This is a genomic window from Vibrio brasiliensis LMG 20546, assembly GCF_000189255.1.
GTDB lineage: Bacteria > Pseudomonadota > Gammaproteobacteria > Enterobacterales > Vibrionaceae > Vibrio > Vibrio brasiliensis.
Window position 1 is genome coordinate 14,652 of sequence record NZ_AEVS01000001.1, and the last position, 19,323, is coordinate 33,974.

Genomic DNA, 19,323 nt, shown 5'->3' on the forward strand with positions numbered 1-19,323 from the left:
TGCTGCTCAGGTTAAAACTCTTTTTGTATCCAATTACGCAAGCGACCAAATAAACCCGTTACTGAGGAACGAGAAGGCTCGTTGTACTCAGTATCATCATTTATTCCTGCATCTCTTGCATAATGAAGTAAACCAACTGCCGTAGAATGATACGGCTCTTTAACGTAATCAGTTAAGCCGCTGACCTCTAATGGTTTGCCGACTCTAACTTGGTTGCGGAATACACGCTCCGCACACTCTACCAAACCTTCAATTTGTGCCGCTCCTCCTGTGAGCACCACTCCTGCGGCGAGGTGATGTTTAATCCCTTCTTCACGCAGTTTTTCTTGTACGGTATCGATAGTTTGATTAACCAGTCCCATAAGTTCAGTATAACGAGGTTCAATCACTTCAGACAAAGTCTGTCGCTGCAAACTGCGTGATGGACGCCCGCCTACACTAGGAACGTTAACTGTATCATCCTTACTGACCAACTCACTTAGAGCACAGCCATATTTCACTTTAATTTCTTCAGCATCACTTACTGGAGTACCGAAGGCAAAAGCGATATCACTTGTCACTGCATTGCCGGCGTATGAGAATACTTCGGTGTGGCGCAACGCGCCGCCAGTCCAAATGGATACATCCATCGTACCAGCACCGATATCTACGACACAAACACCAAGCTCTCGTTCATCTTCAGTGATCACAGCATTACTTGCCGCTAACCCTGAGTAAACCAAGTGCTCAACTTTGAGCCCACAACGCTCAACTGCTTTTATGATATTTCTTGCCATATCATTGTGACAAGAGATCAGGTGCACGCTAACTTCCATGCGTACTCCTGATAAACCTAGCGGATTTTTTATCCCTTCTTGATAATCAATCGTAAATTCTTGAGGGATAACGTGCAGAATGCGCTGTTCGTCACCAATCTTAATCGATTTAGCGGTATGAATTGCACGATCCATATCTTCCTGAGAGACCTCTTCATCCGAAATGGTTCCCATGCCTTTCTCGATTCTGCTGGCAATATGACGTCCAGAAAGAGAGATAAACACATTGGTGATATCGCACTCTGCCATCAGCTCTGCTTGGTCGACAGCGCGCTGAACCGATTTTACAACCGACTCAAGGTCATTCACGCCACCTTTGTCCATCCCGCGGGAAGGACTGCTGCCTGCGCCAATAATATTGATTTGACCATCAGGCAATACTTCACCCACGAGAGCCGATACGGTTGCAGTGCCTATATCAAGACCAACAATAATGCTGTCATCAGCGGTCTTAGTCATCTGTATTCTCTTGTTCTAACTCTTGTTCTGGGAACCATCCAATTGATGCTCCCGTATCATACCTGAGGTCGATATAGCTCACTCGTTGAGTGTCGCTACCCAAATTCTGATAAAGCGAAACAAAGCGCTCTATTCGTTCCTGCAGTGACTCTTTACCTAGCTCTAAGCGAATTCCATTATCGAGAATTATTTGCCAAGCACGGCGTTCATTGAGCACCAAGGAGGTAATCGTTAAGTTAAGTGATTCAAACTTAGGACTGATATCACGCCACACTTGAAGAACTTCTTCGCTGGTATCTTGAGGTCCGTATAGTTTTACTCGCTCTTCATCCAGTTTGCCGATATCACCGTCAAAAACCCGCCCCTCTTCATTGAGCAACGCGTTACCATTCCAGATAGCCTCGGCGTGAAACTCAGTAAGAAAGACTTTTACGGTATCAGGCCACTGTTTACGAATTGAGGCATGTGATACCCAGGGGATAGACTCTGCCATATCTTGTAGCACGTCAATATCCTGCGACATAAACGTTCCAACATGATCTAGCTGCGCGAACGCTCGCTGTACATCAGTCGCTGAAACGTAATGTAATTCACCCTGGAGTACGATTTTAGATAGCGGAAGACGCTGGTCATCCCACATCCAAGAGATCGTAGAGTAAAGGAGAGAGCCTATTAACACCAACACCACCAGCAAGAATGTGCCACCCAGAGCGTGTTCTTTAACTAGTGGTTTAGAGGTTAAACGACGGCCTTCATTAAAAGCACTTTTAATCAAAGTCCATAGTCCTTGCCAATTAGCTCGCTTATTTTCCCTATCTCATTTCGTATAATAGAGGCAAAAGCACTTACCTTAACCTTCGGATTATACTGGCGTCATAGAAAGTATCAAACACTGAAAGTAAGAAATCGCCACTTAAAACGTAATAAGTGACGCAATTAGCCAAAAATCAATGTTTCAATCAAGCTTGAGACATCTTATCGATATTTAACTCAAAAGCTTCGAGCTGTTTCGCTACCTTACCAACATCCCCTGCACCTTGGGTTAGTACTAAGTCACCATCTTGTAAAACATTAGCGAGAACTGAAGGTAAAGCCTTGCTATCAGGGACAAAAATCGGGTCAAGCTTGCCACGACTACGAATAGTCCTACAAAGAGCACGCCCATCAGCACCGGCAATAGGTTTCTCGCCCGCAGAGTAAACATCCAGCATGATCAATACATCAACCTGCTCAAGCACATTAGCAAAATCATCATACAGATCTCGCGTTCGGCTATAACGGTGTGGCTGGAAAATCATAACCAGACGCTTATCTTGCCATCCGTTACGCGCAGCCTGAATGGTCACATCAACTTCTGTAGGGTGATGTCCATAATCATCCACCAGCATTGCGTGGCCATTGCCAGTATCAAACTCGCCTAAGTGATCAAATCGGCGACCTGTACCCTGAGTTCCAGCCATCGCATTGAGGATTGCTTCATCGCTAATGTCATCTTCAGTCGCCACGGCAATCGCTGCTGAAGCATTAAGAGCATTATGTCGGCCTGGAATATTCAAAGTAATATCAAGGTCAGCTTTGCCCTGACGAATAACAGTAAACTTACCCTGCTGGCCTTCTTGGCGGTAGTTAGCAATACGAACATCAGCATCTTCAGAGAAACCGTAAGTAATCACCTGACGGCTGATACCTGGGATAAGTTCACGCACTACAGGATCATCAACACACACGATTGCCTGACCATAAAATGGCAGATTGTGTAGGAAGTCGATAAATGTCTGCTTGAGTGTTTCAAAATCGCCGCCATAGGTATCCATATGGTCAGCTTCGATATTGGTGACAATACTCACCATCGGCTGAAGATGAAGGAAAGAGGCATCGCTTTCGTCCGCTTCAGCAATCAGGATGCGGCTAGAACCAAGACGCGCATTGGTGCCAGCGCTCTTAACCAAACCACCATTTACAAAGGTAGGATCAAGACCTGCTTCAGAATAAATTTGAGTCACCAGTGCGGTGGTGGTGGTTTTACCATGCGTGCCAGCCACTGCAATACCGTGACGGAAACGCATCAGTTCAGCCAGCATCTCTGCACGGCGCACCACAGGGATACGAGCAGCTCGCGCTGCAATGATCTCTGGGTTTTCTTCGTTGATCGCTGTCGATACGACCACAACGCTCGCTTGCGAAACGTTCTCTTCAGCATGACCGATAAAGACGGTTGCACCTTTCTGCGTCAAACGTTCCGTGATTGGGTTTTCAGCGATATCTGAACCTGAAATCTGGTAGCCTTCGTTAAGCAGTACTTCAGCAATCCCGCTCATACCAGCACCACCAATGCCAATAAAGTGAATGCATTTAACACGGCGCATCTCTGGCACCATAGCTCGAATCTGAGCCAAATCTTGAGTATGTTTAATTGTCATTAATCTTTCTCGTTATTTCGTCAGTGCAATAATGGCGTCTGATACCACGCTGTCTGCATCTAACTTAGCAGCCTCTCTGGCCTTATTTGCCATTTCCAGCAGAGTTGCACGATCTAACTGTTGAATTTGTTTCGCTAGTTTCTCAGCCGTCAGCTCTGGCTGCTCAATCATTTTTGCTGCACCACACTCGACCAGATGGTCAGCGTTCAGTGCCTGCTGTCTGTCTTTGTGCATAAATGGGACGAAGATAGCCCCGACACCTGCCGCCGAAACTTCTGACACTGTTAAAGCACCAGAGCGACATACCAACAAGTCAGCCCATTGATAAGCATCAGCGACATCGTCAATAAACTCGACGGTCTCTGCATGAGTAACCTGATGCTGTGAGTACGCTTCAGCAACTTGTTGTTGGTTATTTTTTCCTGCTTGATGGCGGATCTGGTAGCCAGTACCTAGTTTAGCCATCACTTCAGGTAACGTACGGTTAAGGATTTGCGCGCCCTGACTGCCACCCATCACCAGAATGCGGATATCGCCATCGCGCTCAGCCATGCGAGTAACTGGCGGCTCAATTGCCACTACGTCTTCGCGAACAGGGTTGCCAACGACTGGCGCCGATGGGAAAGCTCCCGGGAATGCCTGGAAGACCTTGCGAGCAATTTTTGATAGCCACTGGTTAGTTAAACCTGCAACCGCATTTTGCTCATGTAGAACGACCGGAATCCCCAATGTCCATGCTGCAACACCACCAGGTCCACTTACATATCCCCCCATGCCTAATACAGCATCAGGTTTCCAGCGTTTCATATGCGCTCTGGCTTGAAAAATCGCATTGATAATCTGCAATGGTGCTTTAACCAGTCGGCCAACGCCTTGACCTCGTAGACCTTTTACCTTGATAAAATCGATTTCGATGCCGTGTTTTGGAACCAAGTCAGCTTCCATACGATCTGCAGTGCCTAACCAGCGAATTTCCCAACCTTGCTCCTGTAGCTTTTTAGCCACCGCAAGTCCCGGGAATACATGACCGCCCGTTCCGCCGGCCATAACCATTAATCTTTTATTCTGTTTCATCTGTCGTTAACTTTTGTTCTTCTGTCTCTGCACTGATAAGGCGGCATTCGTGGTCGATACGCAATAATATCGACACAGCGACGGACATTACAATCAAACTCGAACCACCATAACTTATCAGTGGTAAGGTCAAACCTTTAGTCGGAACCATACCTGCGGCGGCACCAACGTTAACCAAGGTTTGAAATGCAAACCAAATACCGATACCAAATGCAAGGTAACCACCAAATAACTGGTTGTTCTCGAAGGCTTTGCGGCCGATGTATATCGCTTTTAGTACCAGACTAAAAATGAGCATCAATACCAGAACCACCCCGACAAAGCCCAACTCTTCTGCGAGCACGGCGAAAACGAAGTCGGTATGAGCTTCTGGAAGGTATTCGAGTTTTTGAATCGAGTTTCCTAGCCCTTGACCAAACCACTCACCACGGCCAAATGCCATCAGTGACTGAGTTAACTGATAACCACTACCAAATGGGTCATCCCAAGGGTCCATAAAAGAGGTCACCCGGCGCATTCGGTAAGGTTCTATATAAATCAGGGTAGCAACCGCAACCAGACCGACCACCATTAAGGCTAAGAATTGGGTCAGCTTAGCACCAGCGATAAATAGCATCCCAAACAGGGTTACCAGCATCACGATTACAGTGCCTAAATCGGGTTGAAGTAACAGTAGGCTTGCCAATGTCGCAAAGACGATGATCGGTTTAATAAAACCGCCAAAGAAGCTAGAGCGTACCTCTTCACTTTTACGCACCAAGTACCCTGACATAAAAATGAACAACGAGAGTTTCGCCACTTCAGCTGGCTGGAGGTTGAATAACCCTAACGGGATCCATCGTGAAGCGCCATTAACGGATTTACCTGCTACAAGCACCACAATCAATAGGAATATGGATAAAAACAGCAACCACATACTGTAATCAAACCAACGTTTTAACGGGACTTGCAAAATGACAGCAGAGGTTGAGAGCGCCAACACCAGAAAAATCGCGTGGCGGAACATAAAGTGAAACGGCTGATCCGTTAATCGGGAACTAATAGGAAACGATGCCGAGGTCACCATCACTAAGCCAGTTAGCATCAAACCGAGAGAGATCCATACTAACTGTCGGTCATACAAAACTTCAGGAGACTCTGTGGTCACCCAACGTTTGATACTGCCAAAAACGTTTCGAATCTGCATAGTTCCCTGCGTAGTTTAAGCGTAAGCCTTTGCTAGCTCGGTGAAAGCATCACCACGAGCCATAAAATTACTGAACTGGTCAAAGCTAGCACAAGCAGGAGAAAGTAAAACCATGTCTCCAGCAGTCACCTTAGGAGAAAGCCACTGAATGATTTCTTCCATGCTACTGAATCGCTGTGCACTTGGGTGAAGTGACATAAACTGATCGCCATCTTCTCCAAAGCAGCATAACTGCAAATCTAACTTGTCTAGCACTGGTGCGAGTTGAGAAAAGTCAGCGCCTTTGCCCATTCCACCTACTAGTAAATACAGTGTGCCAGCTAACTCAAGTCCGGCTAGTGCAGCCATAGTGCTGGCTACATTTGTTGCCTTGGAATCATTGACCCATTTAATTCCACGATTATCAGCAACCACTTGGCACCTATGTGTCAAACCGTTGTAAGATTTAAGTGCATCAAGGCCTTTTTCGATATCAACACCCACTTGTGACAGCAATGCTAATACCACTAGAGCATTCGCAACGTTATGGCGTCCCACCAAAGAGAGCTCTGCGGCAGGAATAATTTGCTTGCCATTCATCGCCAGGTATTCGATACCATCGCAATCAATGACAGAAAACTGAGTTGAATCGGTCAGACTAAACTCTACCAAATGCTTGTTATTTTGATCTGGGTAAGTTTGCTTGTCTTCAGCATTAACGATGCATGACTGAGCATGGTCAAAGATTCGTAGCTTAGCCTGGCGGTAATCTTCCATTCCCTGATAGCGATCCATATGGTCTTCAGTCAGGTTGAGAAATGCCGCCGCTTTCGGCGCTAACGAAGAGGTGGTTTCCAGTTGAAAACTCGACAATTCCAAGACATAGAGATCGGCATCAAGAGTCAGAAGGTCTAACGCCGGAACGCCAATGTTGCCGCCGACACCAACCTTAAGCCCAGTAGCTTTTGCAACCTGACCGGTCCAATCGGTAACAGTACTCTTACCATTTGAGCCAGTAATCGCGATGACAGGCTTATCAACCTGCCAGGCAAACAGTTCAATATCACCAACAACCGGAATGTTAGCCGCTAGAACCTGTTGAATTTCAGGCGTTGCCAGCGCAATACCTGGGTTAGCGACGACCAAATCAGCGTCGAGTAACCAACTCAGATTCCAGCTGCCGGAGTGAAGCGCAATCCCCTGCGGAAGTTGTTCGCTACCCGGTGGATTTTCACGAGTATCAATAACTCGGATGTCGAGTTTCTTGTCTCGTGTAGCTAAGTGCTTAACGACAGAGAGCCCGGTAATACCGAGCCCTACGACAACTACTTTTTCAATACCTTGCCAACGATCCGTGGTCATGGTTTCAACTTCCTTAACGAACTTTTAGCGTTGCCAGACCAACAAGAACAAGAACGATAGAAATGATCCAAAAACGTACGATCACTCGTGGTTCTGGCCAGCCCTTTAACTCGTAATGATGGTGAATCGGAGCCATACGGAAGATGCGTTGGCCACGTAATTTATATGAACCAACCTGTAAGATTACCGATAGTGTCTCCATTACGAACACACCACCCATAATTACCAGTACAAACTCTTGGCGAACTAACACAGCGATAGTACCCAGTGCACCACCAAGCGCTAGTGAACCAACATCACCCATGAAAACTTGTGCTGGGTAGGTGTTAAACCATAAGAAGCCCAGTCCGGCACCGACAATCGCGGTACAAACCACTACCAGCTCAGAGGCTTGAGGAATGTATGGAATGTGGAGGTAGTTAGCGAAGTTAACGTTACCTGTCGCCCATGCAATCGCAGCAAAACCAGCAGAAACCAAAACGGTAGGCATGATAGCTAAACCATCAAGGCCATCAGTCAGGTTAACCGCATTACTGGTACCAACAATCACGAAGTAAGTCAGAACAATGTACATCAAGCCAAGTTGCGGCATGATCTCTTTGAAAAATGGAACAACGAGTTGCGTCGCAGCAGTGTCTTTACCGTGAGCATATAGAGCGAAAGCAACGACAAGCGCAATCGCAGACTGCCAGAAGTATTTCCAGCGAGCGATCAAGCCATCGGTATTCTTGCGTACCACTTTACGGTAATCATCAACAAAACCTACTGCACCGTAGCCAAGCAGTACCGCCAGAACGGCCCATACATAAGGATTAGATAGATCAGTCCAGAGCAAAACGGTTGTAACTATGGCTGTCAGGATCATTATCCCGCCCATAGTTGGTGTACCACGCTTGCTAAAGTGAGATTCAGGACCTTCATTACGAACAACCTGACCAATTTGCAGTAACTGCAAACGGCGGATCATAATTGGTCCCATCCACAATGAGATACCAAGAGCCGTTAAGACACTAACAATTGCGCGAAACGATAGGTATTCAAACAATCGGAAGAATGAAAAATATGGCTGTAGCAGCTCGGCGAGCCAAATAATCATGTATACATCTCCTTGACAGCAGTAGCGACTTTACTCATTCCAGCACTGTTTGCGCCTTTAACTAGCAGCGTCTGTTGCTCCTGGTGCTGTGCTAAATGCTGTTTAATATAATCAATCATGCTTTGGTGGCTACTAAAGTGAATACCACCACACTCATCGCTGATCGCTTTAGCATCAGCGCCATAAGTAAGCACATGTTCAAATTTGAATGGGGCAGCATGTTCTCCGACTTGACGGTGAAGTGCAAGACTTTCGTCGCCTAACTCAGCCATATTCCCCAAAATTAACCAACGAATTCCAGTGAAGCTCGCCAATAAATCAGCAGCTGCTTTCATAGCAGGCACACTGGCATTATAACTATCGTCAATAAGCTTAATCGTGTCGTTGAGCTCTATCACCTCAACGCGACCTTTTACCTTACTCAACTGAGCTAATCCTGACTGCACCATTTCAAGGTTTGCGCCCAGTTCTAGCGCTAACGCCGTCGCCGCCAGAGCATTGGCTACATTATGCTGACCGACAATGCCTAACTTGATGGCGACATCCCCGACTGGTGAAACCAGAGTAAACTCAGCCTCGCCGCTGCTGTTAAGGCTAATATCTTTAGCGAAAAAGTCTGCATCAGAGTCCATGACCGAGAACCTTTTTACCAGCTTATCAGCCAGAACCGAGTGCCAATATTCTCCGCCATTGCTATCGAGATTTATAATCGCCACTGAGCCAGGCTTTAATCCCTGATAGATTTCACCTTTGGCCTGCTTAACACCATCCAGAGAACCAAAACCTTCCAGATGGGCAGCAGCAACGTTGTTGACTAATGCAACATCTGCCTTGACCAGATTGGTGGTATAAGCAATCTCTCCAATATGGTTGGCGCCCATCTCAATCACCGCATAGTCATCTTCAGGTGTCGAACGTAAAAGAGTCAGAGGTACACCGATATCGTTGTTAAAGTTACCAGCGGTGAACAGAACACGACCTTTCTGTTCCATGATGCTAGCGACCATCTCTTTGACCGTAGTTTTGCCGGCACTACCAGTAATGGCAACGGTTGGTGTCTGGCAGGATTGATGAACTAATGCACCTAGCTGGCCTAAAGCGAGTTTGGTATCTTTAACCAACAACTGCGGTACGTCACTCTCAACAATACGACTGACCAATAGCGCACCAGCGCCTGACTCTACCGCTTGAGCAGCAAAGTCGTGAGCATCAAAACGTTCGCCCACCAGCGCAACAAACAGCGCACCAGCGTCAATTGCTCGTGTATCTGTTGAGACTGATTCAATCGCCCTGTCATTACCAACCAACTCAGCGTCTAAGGCATCAGCAATTTGGCTTAACATCATAGTAATCATAACGATGACTCCAGCAGTTGTTGCGCAGACTCTCTGTCTGAGTAATGAATCGTTTTATCAGCCATGACTTGATAATCTTCATGCCCCTTACCCGCAAGTAAGATAATGTCCTGCTCGCCACTATGAGCAAGTGCGTACTTTAAAGCGTCAAATCGATTGTGCTCAACGATAGCCAGTTCTGGCTCGTTCATCCCTTTAAGCATGTCCTCAACAATCGCTGCCGGAGACTCACTACGAGGGTTGTCGTCGGTCAGGATCACTTTGTCCGCCAGCTCTTCACCGATAGCAGCCATCATTGGGCGTTTACCTGTATCGCGGTCACCACCGCAACCAAAAATACCCCATAACTTGCCATGACAGTGAACTCGTAGTGCCTTAAGTGCTTTCTCCAGTGCATCCGGAGTATGCGCGTAGTCGACAACAACTTTGGCTTTGTCACTGGCGGTAAACAGCTCCATACGACCAAGTACAGGCTTTAACGAGCTCGCAGTATCAAGTAGCTGCTGCTTATCAACACCGAGAGCCAGAAGCGCTGTCAACGCAAGCAATACGTTGCTGGCATTGAACTCACCGATCAAGGCAATGGTAAATTCACCGCGGCCAAACAGACCATCAATCACTAACGAAATACCCGCTTCACTGTAACTGACACTTTCAGCCCAGACTGCACGAGGGTGGTCAGTCGGATTAAGTGAAACTGCGATAGCAGAATCTAAGCGTTTAACCCAGCTCGCACCCACTTGATCATCAATATTGATCACAGCGGTTTTGCATGTGTGCTGGTCAAACAGAGAAAACTTAGCTTCGGCATACTCTTCCATGGTGCCATGGTAATCGAGATGGTCACGACTTAAGTTAGAGAAAACACCAACTTCAAAAGGTAAGGTTTTTACGCGCCCCTGAACCAGGCCGTGTGATGACACTTCCAGTGCAGTATATTGCGCCCCCTGCTGTTGTAACTGATGCAGGGTTTGCTGAATTTCTATCGCGTTACCAGTGGTGTTGGCAGCGGGTTGAAGGTCGGCAAGGAAGCCATTACCTGTTGTACCCATCACTGCCGCTTTGTGACCGATAAGGTCAAGCCACTGAGCCATAATTTGGGTGATCGTGGTTTTGCCGTTAGTGCCTGTGACACCAATAAGTTTATTGTCGCTTAATGGGTAAAGCAGGCTAGCAAGAGCGGAAAGGTGTTGAGCAAGTTGGTCCAGATAAACGATGCTGACGCCAGATGAACGCTCAACCTTACCGTGAGGATGTAGCTCGCACGCTTCTGCAATAATGGCATTGGCTCCAAGTTCAATCGCAGAATTGATAAAACGGCGGCCATCGACAGCGTGACCTTTGATGGCAACGAACGTCGTGCCTTGAGTAACTTTGCGGCTATCGAGCTCTAGTCGTTCAACAACAACATTGGCACTCTCATCAGTAGAAATATCCAACCACGGGGCCAGCAAGGTGGCTAAGGTTAGTTCCTTGGACATATCAAACTCACTTAATCTTGTTTAAATCTGTTTTCATCAGGCGCTACGTTCAGTATCTGCAGCGTACCTTTTAAAATTTCGGCAAACACAGGGCCAGCTACAGAACCACCGTAGTAGTTATCACCCTGTGGCTCGTTGACAACAACAACCAGTGCAACCCTCGGGTCGCAGGCTGGCGCAACACCAGCAGTGTAAGCAAAGTATTCGTCACCGTAACCGCCCGCAATGGCCTTACGTGAAGTACCCGTTTTAGCCGCAACGCGATAGCCAGGTACTGCGGCTTTAGTTGCCGTACCGCCCGGTTGAGTTACGGTTTCAAGCATCGCCAATACCTTACGAGCATTTTCCCGATCAATAACTTGCTTGGCTAAATTCTGCTGGTTGTTCTCAATAATATGAATTGGCTGATACTCACCCAGGTTACCTAAGGTGGCGTAGGCGTGAGCCAGTTGAAGAGGTGTGATAGTCAGGCCATAACCAAATGACAGGGTGGCGATTTCAAACTTCGACCAGCGACGACGGTTAGGAAAAATACCCTGAGTTTCTCCCACTAAGTTAAGACCAGAAACTTCACCAAAACCGACCGAGCTATACATACCCAACAAGGCTTCCAGCGGCATTTCTAATGCCAGCTTAGCGACACCAATGTTACTCGACTTTTTAAGAATGGTCGTTAAGTCAGCTTTGCCTACTTTGGAGGTATCTCGTACACGACTGCCGCCGATTTGCATGATACCGTTACCAGTATCAATCACGGTACTGTCGTCAGCGACGCCATTTTCCAGAGCAGCAAGAACAACAAATGGCTTGACCGTAGAGCCGGGCTCAAACGCATCGGTAATCACTCGGTTACGCATTTTGGCAGACTGAAGATCTGAACGGTTATTCGGGTTGTACGACGGAGCATTGACCATAGCAAGCACGGCGCCAGTTTTCACATCGAGAATAACGGCAGAACCTGATGTGGCTCGGTAGTCAGCAACCGCTTGTTTAATTGCGCGGTAAGCAATCGCCTGGATTCGCTGATCAATTGTCAGCTCCAGAGGTTTACCCTCTTCACGCTCTTCCAGTGAGATGTTTTCCACCACGCGACCATAACGGTCTTTGCGAATAATACGTTTACCAGCTTCGCCCGTTAGCCATTTATCATAACTACGTTCTACGCCTTCAAGACCATGACCATCAATACCCGTCACACCAACTAAGTGAGCACTTACCTCACCAGCTGGATAGTAACGTCTTGATTCAGCTTTAAGACCCACGCCGGATAGTTTCAACTCACGGATGTAATGCGCCATAGCCGGGCTGACCTGACGCTGCAGGTAGATAAAGCGACGGTTCTTATTGTTGTTGATCTTATCGATCAAGCCCTGACGCTTCAGGCCCAGTACATCCGCTAACGCATACCAGCGGTTAATATCTTCTAATCCACCATCTTTAAAGATGGTCACAGGATCAGCCCATACCGCTTCTACCGGGACACTGACAGCTAACGGCTCACCGTTGCGGTCTGAGATAATACCGCGGGCAGAGTGAAGGGTTTTGGCGCGAATAGAACGCAAGTCACCTTGTTTGATAAGGTTATCGGGTTCGACGATTTGGATATAGGCAATACGACTCGCCAATGCAGCGAAGGCACAAAAAACAAAGAATAACACCACATAGAAGCGCCAACGGATTAAGTTGGTTGGCTGCGGCTCGGCTTTAGGCTCAGCGTTGTTTTCTTTTTTGCTCATGGGAGGTTAATAATAACTTCTTTATCGGAATCCGGACGCTTCATTTCCAGCTCATGTTTAGCCACGGCTTGGACTCGGCTATGTTCTGCTAAAGCGGTCTCTTCGAGTATCAGGTTGCGCCACTCGTTATCAAGCCTTTCACGTTCAACTAAAGCCTGATCTTTTTCTGTAATCGCTTGGCGCGTGTGGTGTGTAGTAAAAACAACGCCCATCGCACTGGCAAAAATCAGCAATAAGCAGATAAGTGGCACTCGACCAACACTCAGAAGATCGAGTGCAATCAATTTAGCTAGATTGGGCGTTGACTTACTCATTGTTCGTTATAGCTTTTCCGCGATACGCAGTACTGAACTACGTGAACGAGCATTGTGCTCAACTTCTTGCTTCGAAGGCTTAATCGCTTTACCAACTGGTTTTAGATCAGCACTACCTAGCGCTTTGATCTGCTCTTCAGTCATAGGAATGCCATGAGGAACTTCAGGTCCTTTGCTCTCTTTGCGAATAAAGCGTTTAACCATACGGTCTTCAAGTGAGTGGAAGCTGATCACTGACAGGCGGCCTTGTGGGGCCAGAATACTTGCAGCGCCTTTAAGAGCGGTATCAATCTCTTCTAGTTCACTATTGATGTAAATACGGAAAGCCTGGAAAGCACGAGTTGCAGGATGCTTTTTCTCTTTAAAGCTCTTTGGTGCCGCATCAGAAATCAGCTTAGCTAACTGACTGGTGCGCGTCAGAGGCTCGTTCTCTTCGTTCTCACGGTAAGCAACGATCGCTTTAGCAATTCGACGCACATGTTTATCTTCACCAAACTCGCGGATAACCCAAGTGATGTCATCCAGATCGGCTTCCATTAACCATTGTGAAACCGGAATGCCTGACGTTGGGTCCATACGCATATCAAGCGGACCATCTTTCATAAAGCTAAAGCCACGTTCAGCGTCATCAAGTTGTGGTGATGAAACACCAAGATCCAACAGCACACCATCCACTTTGCCGACTAAGTCATAGTCAGCTGCATACTCAGCCATACCAGAGAAAGGACCATGAATGATGGTGAAACGTGGATCATCAATTTTTTGCGCTTCAGCGATTGCCTGCGGGTCGCGATCGATACTGTACAGACGACCGTTTTCGTCAAGCTTAGATAGTATCGTACGGCTATGACCGCCACGACCGAATGTACCGTCGATGTAGATACCATCTGGCTTGATTGCTAAGCCATCGATCGATTCATGAAGGAGTACGGATATGTGTTTAAATGCTTCGGTCATAGTTATCTCATGTGGCTGTCGCATTGACGATTTCAGATTCTCCAGTGTACTTATTTAGAGGCTTATCGCCACTATTGTCACGTGAGAACTCGTGATTTAGCGCCAAGTTTAATGGTTAGGAAACAATTTTGGTCAATTAAAAGCAAAAAACCCATCATAACAACAAAGTTACGATGGGTCTCGAATAGGTGGAGCCGACACATAAGCCGGGTTCTGTTCCGCTTGCGCGGCGGTAGCCATTCGTCTAGGCCAGCAATCGCTCACTGGCTCGAGCAACCTACCCGCCTCCTTACGCGAGCAACGCAATGTGGAGGCCTATTTGGTCTTGCTTCAGGTGGAGTTTACCCTGCTACGAACTATTACTAGTCGTCCGGTGCGCTCTTACCGCACCCTTTCACCCTTACCTGTGCCCTAAGGCCATCGGCGGTCTTCTCTCTGCTGCACTTGTCGTAGGCTTGCGCCCCCCAGGCGTTACCTGGCACCTTGCTCTATGAAGCCCGGACTTTCCTCCCCTTTGTCAGTCTCCCGAAGGACGTCAACGTCAGTCTCCCAAAGGGACCTCAACGTCAGTCTCCCGAAGGACATCAACAAAGCAGCGACTACCCAGTCAGCTCCGAGGGCGGATTGTATAGAGTTCGGAGGGAAGTGTCTAGCGAGATCACAGATATGATGCAAACGAGGGGTTAAGTGGTCAAGGATTCGACAGAACGCTTCGAGAATCGAGAAGTAGAATGCTAGGGCTGAACCAGCTTCTTCTCGATTCTCTACTCTAAATTCTCGATTCTTAACTCAGGTTCTCCAATCCCCACTTATACAACGCATTCTTCTTCAGGTTGTATATCTCCGCAGCCATTGCCGCCGCTTTCTTCAGCGGTAGCTCTTTAGTCAGGATAGCAAGAGTACGAGTCGCTTCATCTGGTAAGGTATCTTCTGCCGTTGTACGGTAGCCGTGAATCAAGAGCGCCATTTCACCACGCTGTTGGTTCTCGTCCGCTTTAACCCATTCGATCAGCTCGCCTAGCGGCATACCTTGAATAGTTTCGAAAGTCTTGGTCAGCTCACGTGCCAGTACCACCTCACGGTCAGGGCCAAGAATCTCAAGCATATCGGCTAGTGAATCCAGAATACGGTGTGGCGACTCATAGAAAACACAGGTACGTTCTGCTTTAGCGATTTCCAGAAACTTATCTTTACGCCCCTTACTCTTTGCCGGTAAGAAACCTTCAAAGCTGAATCGATCAGACGGAAGACCTGATGCACTTAACGCAGTGATCACCGCGCACGCCCCTGGCAGTGGAACAACTTTAACGCCCGCCTGACGACACTGAGTCACAAGATGGTATCCTGGATCACTTATTAATGGGGTACCTGCATCAGAAACGAGTGCAATTGAGTGCCCTGCTAACAATTTCTCGACTAAGACTTGCGCTTTTTGCTGTTCATTATGATCATGGAGAGCATAAGTTTTGGTTTGAATATTGAAGTGAGAAAGCAACTTACCTGTATGACGTGTATCTTCTGCCGCAATAAGGTCGACATTAGATAGCACTTCAATCGCTCGCTGAGTAATATCGCCTAAATTGCCAATTGGTGTAGGTACGATATAAAGGGTAGGAACCTCAGTTAGTAAGGTTTTGTTATCTGTCATTTGTTTACCATCACTTCAACGATTAATATAGACACAATTTTATACGGAATTAACAAAGAGCTCATGGCCATGAAAAACCACAAGCGTCTCAGTGTAACACGCTTACTGACTCCTGTAGCACTTGCTGTCACATTAGCAGCGTGTTCTTCTGCTCCTAAGGCGCCAACAAGTGTCGATATTACCCTCGACCCTAACCAGCCAATTCAGACTTATCTGATGCGCGCTGATAGTAGCCAGGGAAGCCTGCAAAGCGACTGGCTCATCATGGCGCTGAAAGCTTCTGTTGATGCTGGTGATATCACTCAGGCAGAGCTGCTAATGAAACGTCTGGCGCGCCAATCGCTAACCGACATGCAACAAGCGGAGTGGCAGCTAGCACGCGCTGAATTACTTGTGGCTCAGAATGAGCACCAAGAAGCGCTTTCTCAGCTTAACTTCAGACCGTCATGGCAACTAGCAGATGACCAGTGGCTCAATTACCACCAGTTACGTGCATCGCTATTTACCAAGCAAGGTGACTTCTTCAATGCAACTCGTGAGTTGTCGTTAAGCAGTCGCTACCTTGCTGAAAGTGAGCAAGCGTTTATTGCTCAGAGTATCTGGAACAATTTGAGCCAGTACACAGGCAGTGAGCTTGATACATTTAAACAGCAAGAAAATGATCCTGTCATTGCTGGCTGGTTGGAAGTCACTGGTTACACTAAAAATTACGCAAGCAACTTACCTCAGCTAAAAAACAGTCTTGAGCAGTGGTTTGCAGATAACCCTAGCCACCCAGCCACGCTATACACACCTAAATCTATCGAAGAGATTTTATCTCTTGAGCTGATTAAACCGGTAAACACCGCTCTGCTATTACCCTTGAGTGGTAAGTTTGCCCAACAGGCGAAGCTGATCCGTGACGGTTTCATTTTAGAAATGATGAACGACCAGGAGCGCGACGAAAACGCAACTCTTACCGTCATCGACACCAATACAATCAGTGTCGAAGAGTTGGAGTCAACCTTAGTCGAAAAACAGATTGATTCAGTTGTAGGTCCACTACTTAAAGAGAATATCGAGAAGCTACAGCAGGCACAGGCGAACTTCACTACAGCCCTACCTATGCTGGCACTCAATATCCCTGAAACCATTGAAGCAGGCAACAACACTTGCTACCTGGCACTGTCGCCAGAGCAGGAAGTTGCCCAAGCGGCAAAACACCTTGCAAAACAGGGCTACCAATACCCACTGATCCTTGCGCCAAAAGGTCGCTTAGGCTCTCGAGTGGTTGAAGCTTTTGAACAAGAGTGGACGAAACACAGTGACAACAAGGTTGCCGTGAATCTATTTGGCGATAAACGTCAGCTGCAACGTGATATCAATAAGGTGTTTGGCCTACAAAGCAGCCAACAGCATATTGCACAAATGGAATCCCTACTAAGCATTCCACTGGAAAGTCAGCCGCGTAGCCGTCGTGACGTCGACGCTGTTTATATCGTCGCAAGCAGTGCCGAGCTAACGCTGATCAAACCATTTATTGAAGTCGCAATTAACCCAGATACTGTCCCACCTAAGCTATACTCAAACTCACGCAGCAACAGTGGTCGTCAGCAATACGAAGACCTATCCGGTGTTATGTACAGTGACATCCCGCTACTCATCCAACCTGACGCAGGCCTTAAGGCTCAGATGGATAAGTTGTGGCCGAAAGACTCAAATGCAGAGAAGCGTCTACAAGCTTTAGGTATGGATGCTTACCGCTTGATGGAGCACCTACCACAAATGAAAGTGGTACAAGGTTACTCAATCGAAGGTAATACTGGTGTGCTCAGCATTGATGACAACTGTGTCGTTCAGCGCGAGATCAGTTGGGCGGAGCATAGTGCCAGCAACTAAAAGAGAGCAAGGCCAACACTACGAAGCCGCAGCACAAAGTTATCTTACGGGTTGCGGCCTCTCCTTAATTGAGAGAAACTTCCTTGCCAAAGGAGGAGAGATAGACCTCATTATGCGCGATGGTACCACTATCGTCTTTGTTGAGGTACGCTATCGAAAAAGCCAGTCTTACGGCCACGCTGCGGAAACCGTCACTCCCAGCAAAATGCAGAAACTTGTCAGAGCTGCAAATCTATGGCTGATGAATAATGGCTTGTCCGTCTATTCAACTGATTTTCGCTTTGATCTGGTGGCCATACATAATCACGGCCAACAGATCGAGTGGCTCAAAAACGTAATTACTCAAGGATAATCGATGCTAGACAGCATTAAAGACAGTTTTACAGAAAGCATTCAAATTCAAATTGCCGCAGCAGAAGCCTTACCCGATGCGATTACTCACGCCGCACAAGCAATGGTGGCGAGCCTACTTAATGGCAACAAAATCCTTTGCTGTGGTAATGGTGGCTCTTCCTCAAACGCACAACAGTTTGTCTCCTGTCTTTTAAACCGTTTTGAGACCGAGCGCCCTAGCTTACCAGCCATGGCTCTGACTGCCGATAATACAACGCTGACAGCGGTTGCCAATGACTATCACTATGAAGAGATTTTCTCTAAACAGGTGAGAGCGTTTGGTCAAACTGGTGATATTTTGCTAGCCATCTCAACCAGCGGGAATAGCAAAAACATCATCAAAGCGATGGAAGCGGCAGTAACAAGAGATATGACTATCATTGCATTCACCGGTAAAGATGGCGGTGAGATGGCAGGACTGCTAGGCGAAAACGATGTAGAGATTCGTATTCCATCTCACAGAACCGCAAGAATTCACGAAGTTCATATGGTGACACTGCACTGCTTGTGCGATCTTATCGACCAAGTATTGTTCCCAGCACACGAAGATTAAATGATGAAATGGTTTAAACCTCTAGTCTTATCACTACTGCTTCTAAACCTTACCGGTTGCGCTGGCTTGTTTGTTGCCGGCGCAGCAACCACCGCCTCGATCGTTATTGACCCACGTTCTACACAAGAGATTTGGAATGACAATAACATCGAGTTTGAAGTCGCTGGTATCGGTAACAAGGCGCCTTTCAGAGGCAATGCTCGTATCACAGCAAGTTCTTACAACGGAACCGTTGTCTTGATGGGTCAGGCGAACAGTGAACAGCTCAAACAAGAATTTGAGTCACAAGCGCGTAAAATCAAAGGCGTTAAGAATGTTCATAACCAGCTGCGTATTAAGCCCCCCTTGTCGGTTGGAGAGATTAGCCATGATAGTTGGATAACAACTAAGGTGAAGTCTGCTCTACTGGCTAATTCAGAGCTTAACGGTGTGAAGATTAAAGTAATTACTGAAGATAAAGAAGTCTTCTTACTTGGCTATGTTTCTCAGCAGCATGCCGACATCGCAACAGAAGTAGCACGCAATATCTCAGGAGTGAAGCAAGTCGTTCGCGCCTTCCATCAAGAGAGCTAATTGAAAAACATTGGGCAAAAAAAAAAGCAGCGCCTTAGCGCTGC

At 47.2% G+C, this 19,323-nt stretch carries 17 protein-coding genes and 1 other RNA gene; 4 read left to right on the forward strand and 14 right to left on the reverse strand.

Annotation, left to right across the window (positions count from 1 at the left end; all coding sequences use genetic code 11):
* Window positions 1-11 precede the first annotated feature (11 nt).
* The 14 genes from ftsA to rsmI form a co-directional block, all read right to left on the reverse strand.
* Window positions 12-1,274: a cell division protein FtsA gene (gene ftsA, locus RH46_RS00060; protein ID WP_006877341.1), complete on the reverse strand. Its 1,263-nt coding sequence runs from the start codon at window positions 1,272-1,274 to the stop codon at window positions 12-14.
* Window positions 1,267-2,049 carry a cell division protein FtsQ/DivIB gene (locus tag RH46_RS00065; protein WP_006877342.1) on the reverse strand — a complete coding sequence of 261 codons (783 nt, stop codon included), beginning with the start codon at window positions 2,047-2,049 and terminating at the stop codon, window positions 1,267-1,269. Before RH46_RS00065 ends, ftsA begins: the two co-directional genes overlap by 8 nt.
* 184 nt (window positions 2,050-2,233) lie before the next feature.
* Complete coding sequence (murC, locus tag RH46_RS00070) at window positions 2,234-3,694, reverse strand: UDP-N-acetylmuramate--L-alanine ligase (protein WP_006877343.1); 1,461 nt, start codon at window positions 3,692-3,694, stop codon at window positions 2,234-2,236.
* Between the two features lie 12 nt (window positions 3,695-3,706).
* Entirely contained in the window at window positions 3,707-4,768 is a 1,062-nt protein-coding gene (gene murG / locus RH46_RS00075) for an undecaprenyldiphospho-muramoylpentapeptide beta-N-acetylglucosaminyltransferase (RefSeq protein WP_006877344.1), read from the reverse strand.
* The gene (gene ftsW, locus RH46_RS00080) at window positions 4,755-5,954 is read right to left on the reverse strand and encodes a cell division protein FtsW (RefSeq protein WP_006877345.1); all 1,200 of its coding nucleotides are present in this window, start codon (window positions 5,952-5,954) and stop codon (window positions 4,755-4,757) included. Before ftsW ends, murG begins: the two co-directional genes overlap by 14 nt.
* Before the next feature lie 15 nt (window positions 5,955-5,969).
* Window positions 5,970-7,295, reverse strand: a complete 1,326-nt coding sequence (gene murD, locus RH46_RS00085) for a UDP-N-acetylmuramoyl-L-alanine--D-glutamate ligase (RefSeq protein ID WP_006877346.1) — start codon at window positions 7,293-7,295, stop codon at window positions 5,970-5,972.
* Window positions 7,296-7,308: 13 nt separating this feature from the next.
* Window positions 7,309-8,391: a phospho-N-acetylmuramoyl-pentapeptide-transferase gene (mraY, locus tag RH46_RS00090; protein ID WP_006877347.1), complete on the reverse strand. Its 1,083-nt coding sequence runs from the start codon at window positions 8,389-8,391 to the stop codon at window positions 7,309-7,311.
* Window positions 8,388-9,746 (reverse strand): UDP-N-acetylmuramoyl-tripeptide--D-alanyl-D-alanine ligase, encoded by a 1,359-nt coding sequence (murF, locus tag RH46_RS00095; RefSeq protein WP_006877348.1) that lies wholly within the window; start codon window positions 9,744-9,746, stop codon window positions 8,388-8,390. Before murF ends, mraY begins: the two co-directional genes overlap by 4 nt.
* Window positions 9,743-11,227 carry a UDP-N-acetylmuramoyl-L-alanyl-D-glutamate--2,6-diaminopimelate ligase gene (murE, locus tag RH46_RS00100; RefSeq protein ID WP_006877349.1) on the reverse strand — a complete coding sequence of 495 codons (1,485 nt, stop codon included), beginning with the start codon at window positions 11,225-11,227 and terminating at the stop codon, window positions 9,743-9,745. Before murE ends, murF begins: the two co-directional genes overlap by 4 nt.
* An 11-nt stretch (window positions 11,228-11,238) precedes the next feature.
* Window positions 11,239-12,963 (reverse strand): peptidoglycan glycosyltransferase FtsI, encoded by a 1,725-nt coding sequence (locus RH46_RS00105; RefSeq protein ID WP_006877350.1) that lies wholly within the window; start codon window positions 12,961-12,963, stop codon window positions 11,239-11,241.
* On the reverse strand, window positions 12,960-13,277 hold the full coding sequence (gene ftsL / locus RH46_RS00110; RefSeq protein ID WP_006877351.1) for a cell division protein FtsL: 318 nt from the start codon (window positions 13,275-13,277) through the stop codon (window positions 12,960-12,962). Before ftsL ends, RH46_RS00105 begins: the two co-directional genes overlap by 4 nt.
* Window positions 13,278-13,283: 6 nt before the next feature.
* A complete protein-coding gene (rsmH, locus tag RH46_RS00115; protein ID WP_006877352.1) occupies window positions 13,284-14,234 on the reverse strand; it encodes a 16S rRNA (cytosine(1402)-N(4))-methyltransferase RsmH in 951 nt (316 codons plus the stop codon).
* Window positions 14,235-14,420: 186 nt separating this feature from the next.
* An RNA gene (gene rnpB, locus RH46_RS21600) (RNase P RNA component class A) lies at window positions 14,421-14,849 on the reverse strand.
* Window positions 14,850-15,018: 169 nt separating this feature from the next.
* Window positions 15,019-15,882 carry a 16S rRNA (cytidine(1402)-2'-O)-methyltransferase gene (gene rsmI / locus RH46_RS00120; RefSeq protein ID WP_006877353.1) on the reverse strand — a complete coding sequence of 288 codons (864 nt, stop codon included), beginning with the start codon at window positions 15,880-15,882 and terminating at the stop codon, window positions 15,019-15,021.
* Between the two features lie 63 nt (window positions 15,883-15,945).
* Between rsmI and RH46_RS00125 the strand changes: the two genes are divergently transcribed.
* Genes RH46_RS00125 through RH46_RS00140 form a run of 4 tightly spaced genes read left to right on the forward strand, consistent with a single transcriptional unit; the run spans window position 15,946 to window position 19,279 of the window.
* Window positions 15,946-17,760 (forward strand): penicillin-binding protein activator, encoded by a 1,815-nt coding sequence (locus RH46_RS00125; RefSeq protein WP_040894644.1) that lies wholly within the window; start codon window positions 15,946-15,948, stop codon window positions 17,758-17,760.
* On the forward strand, window positions 17,702-18,112 hold the full coding sequence (locus tag RH46_RS00130; protein WP_050789225.1) for a YraN family protein: 411 nt from the start codon (window positions 17,702-17,704) through the stop codon (window positions 18,110-18,112). Before RH46_RS00125 ends, RH46_RS00130 begins: the two co-directional genes overlap by 59 nt.
* A 3-nt stretch (window positions 18,113-18,115) precedes the next feature.
* Entirely contained in the window at window positions 18,116-18,706 is a 591-nt protein-coding gene (locus RH46_RS00135) for a phosphoheptose isomerase (protein ID WP_006877356.1), read from the forward strand.
* Between the two features lie 3 nt (window positions 18,707-18,709).
* Window positions 18,710-19,279 (forward strand): BON domain-containing protein, encoded by a 570-nt coding sequence (locus tag RH46_RS00140; protein ID WP_040894708.1) that lies wholly within the window; start codon window positions 18,710-18,712, stop codon window positions 19,277-19,279.
* The last annotated feature ends 44 nt before the right edge of the window (window positions 19,280-19,323 follow it).

Excerpts from the sequence above, each read along its gene's own strand:
- ftsA (WP_006877341.1), bottom strand. The coding sequence starts at position 1,274 with ATGACTAAGACCGCTGATGACAGCATTATTGTTGGTCTTGATATAGGC.
- murC (WP_006877343.1), bottom strand. The coding sequence starts at position 3,694 with ATGACAATTAAACATACTCAAGATTTGGCTCAGATTCGAGCTATGGTG.
- murG (WP_006877344.1), bottom strand. The coding sequence starts at position 4,768 with ATGAAACAGAATAAAAGATTAATGGTTATGGCCGGCGGAACGGGCGGT.
- ftsW (WP_006877345.1), bottom strand. The coding sequence starts at position 5,954 with ATGCAGATTCGAAACGTTTTTGGCAGTATCAAACGTTGGGTGACCACA.
- murD (WP_006877346.1), bottom strand. The coding sequence starts at position 7,295 with ATGACCACGGATCGTTGGCAAGGTATTGAAAAAGTAGTTGTCGTAGGG.
- mraY (WP_006877347.1), bottom strand. The coding sequence starts at position 8,391 with ATGATTATTTGGCTCGCCGAGCTGCTACAGCCATATTTTTCATTCTTC.
- murF (WP_006877348.1), bottom strand. The coding sequence starts at position 9,746 with ATGATTACTATGATGTTAAGCCAAATTGCTGATGCCTTAGACGCTGAG.
- murE (WP_006877349.1), bottom strand. The coding sequence starts at position 11,227 with ATGTCCAAGGAACTAACCTTAGCCACCTTGCTGGCCCCGTGGTTGGAT.
- RH46_RS00105 (WP_006877350.1), bottom strand. The coding sequence starts at position 12,963 with ATGAGCAAAAAAGAAAACAACGCTGAGCCTAAAGCCGAGCCGCAGCCA.
- ftsL (WP_006877351.1), bottom strand. The coding sequence starts at position 13,277 with ATGAGTAAGTCAACGCCCAATCTAGCTAAATTGATTGCACTCGATCTT.
- rsmH (WP_006877352.1), bottom strand. The coding sequence starts at position 14,234 with ATGACCGAAGCATTTAAACACATATCCGTACTCCTTCATGAATCGATC.
- rsmI (WP_006877353.1), bottom strand. The coding sequence starts at position 15,882 with ATGACAGATAACAAAACCTTACTAACTGAGGTTCCTACCCTTTATATC.
- RH46_RS00125 (WP_040894644.1), top strand. The coding sequence starts at position 15,946 with ATGGCCATGAAAAACCACAAGCGTCTCAGTGTAACACGCTTACTGACT.
- RH46_RS00130 (WP_050789225.1), top strand. The coding sequence starts at position 17,702 with ATGACAACTGTGTCGTTCAGCGCGAGATCAGTTGGGCGGAGCATAGTG.
- RH46_RS00135 (WP_006877356.1), top strand. The coding sequence starts at position 18,116 with ATGCTAGACAGCATTAAAGACAGTTTTACAGAAAGCATTCAAATTCAA.
- RH46_RS00140 (WP_040894708.1), top strand. The coding sequence starts at position 18,710 with ATGAAATGGTTTAAACCTCTAGTCTTATCACTACTGCTTCTAAACCTT.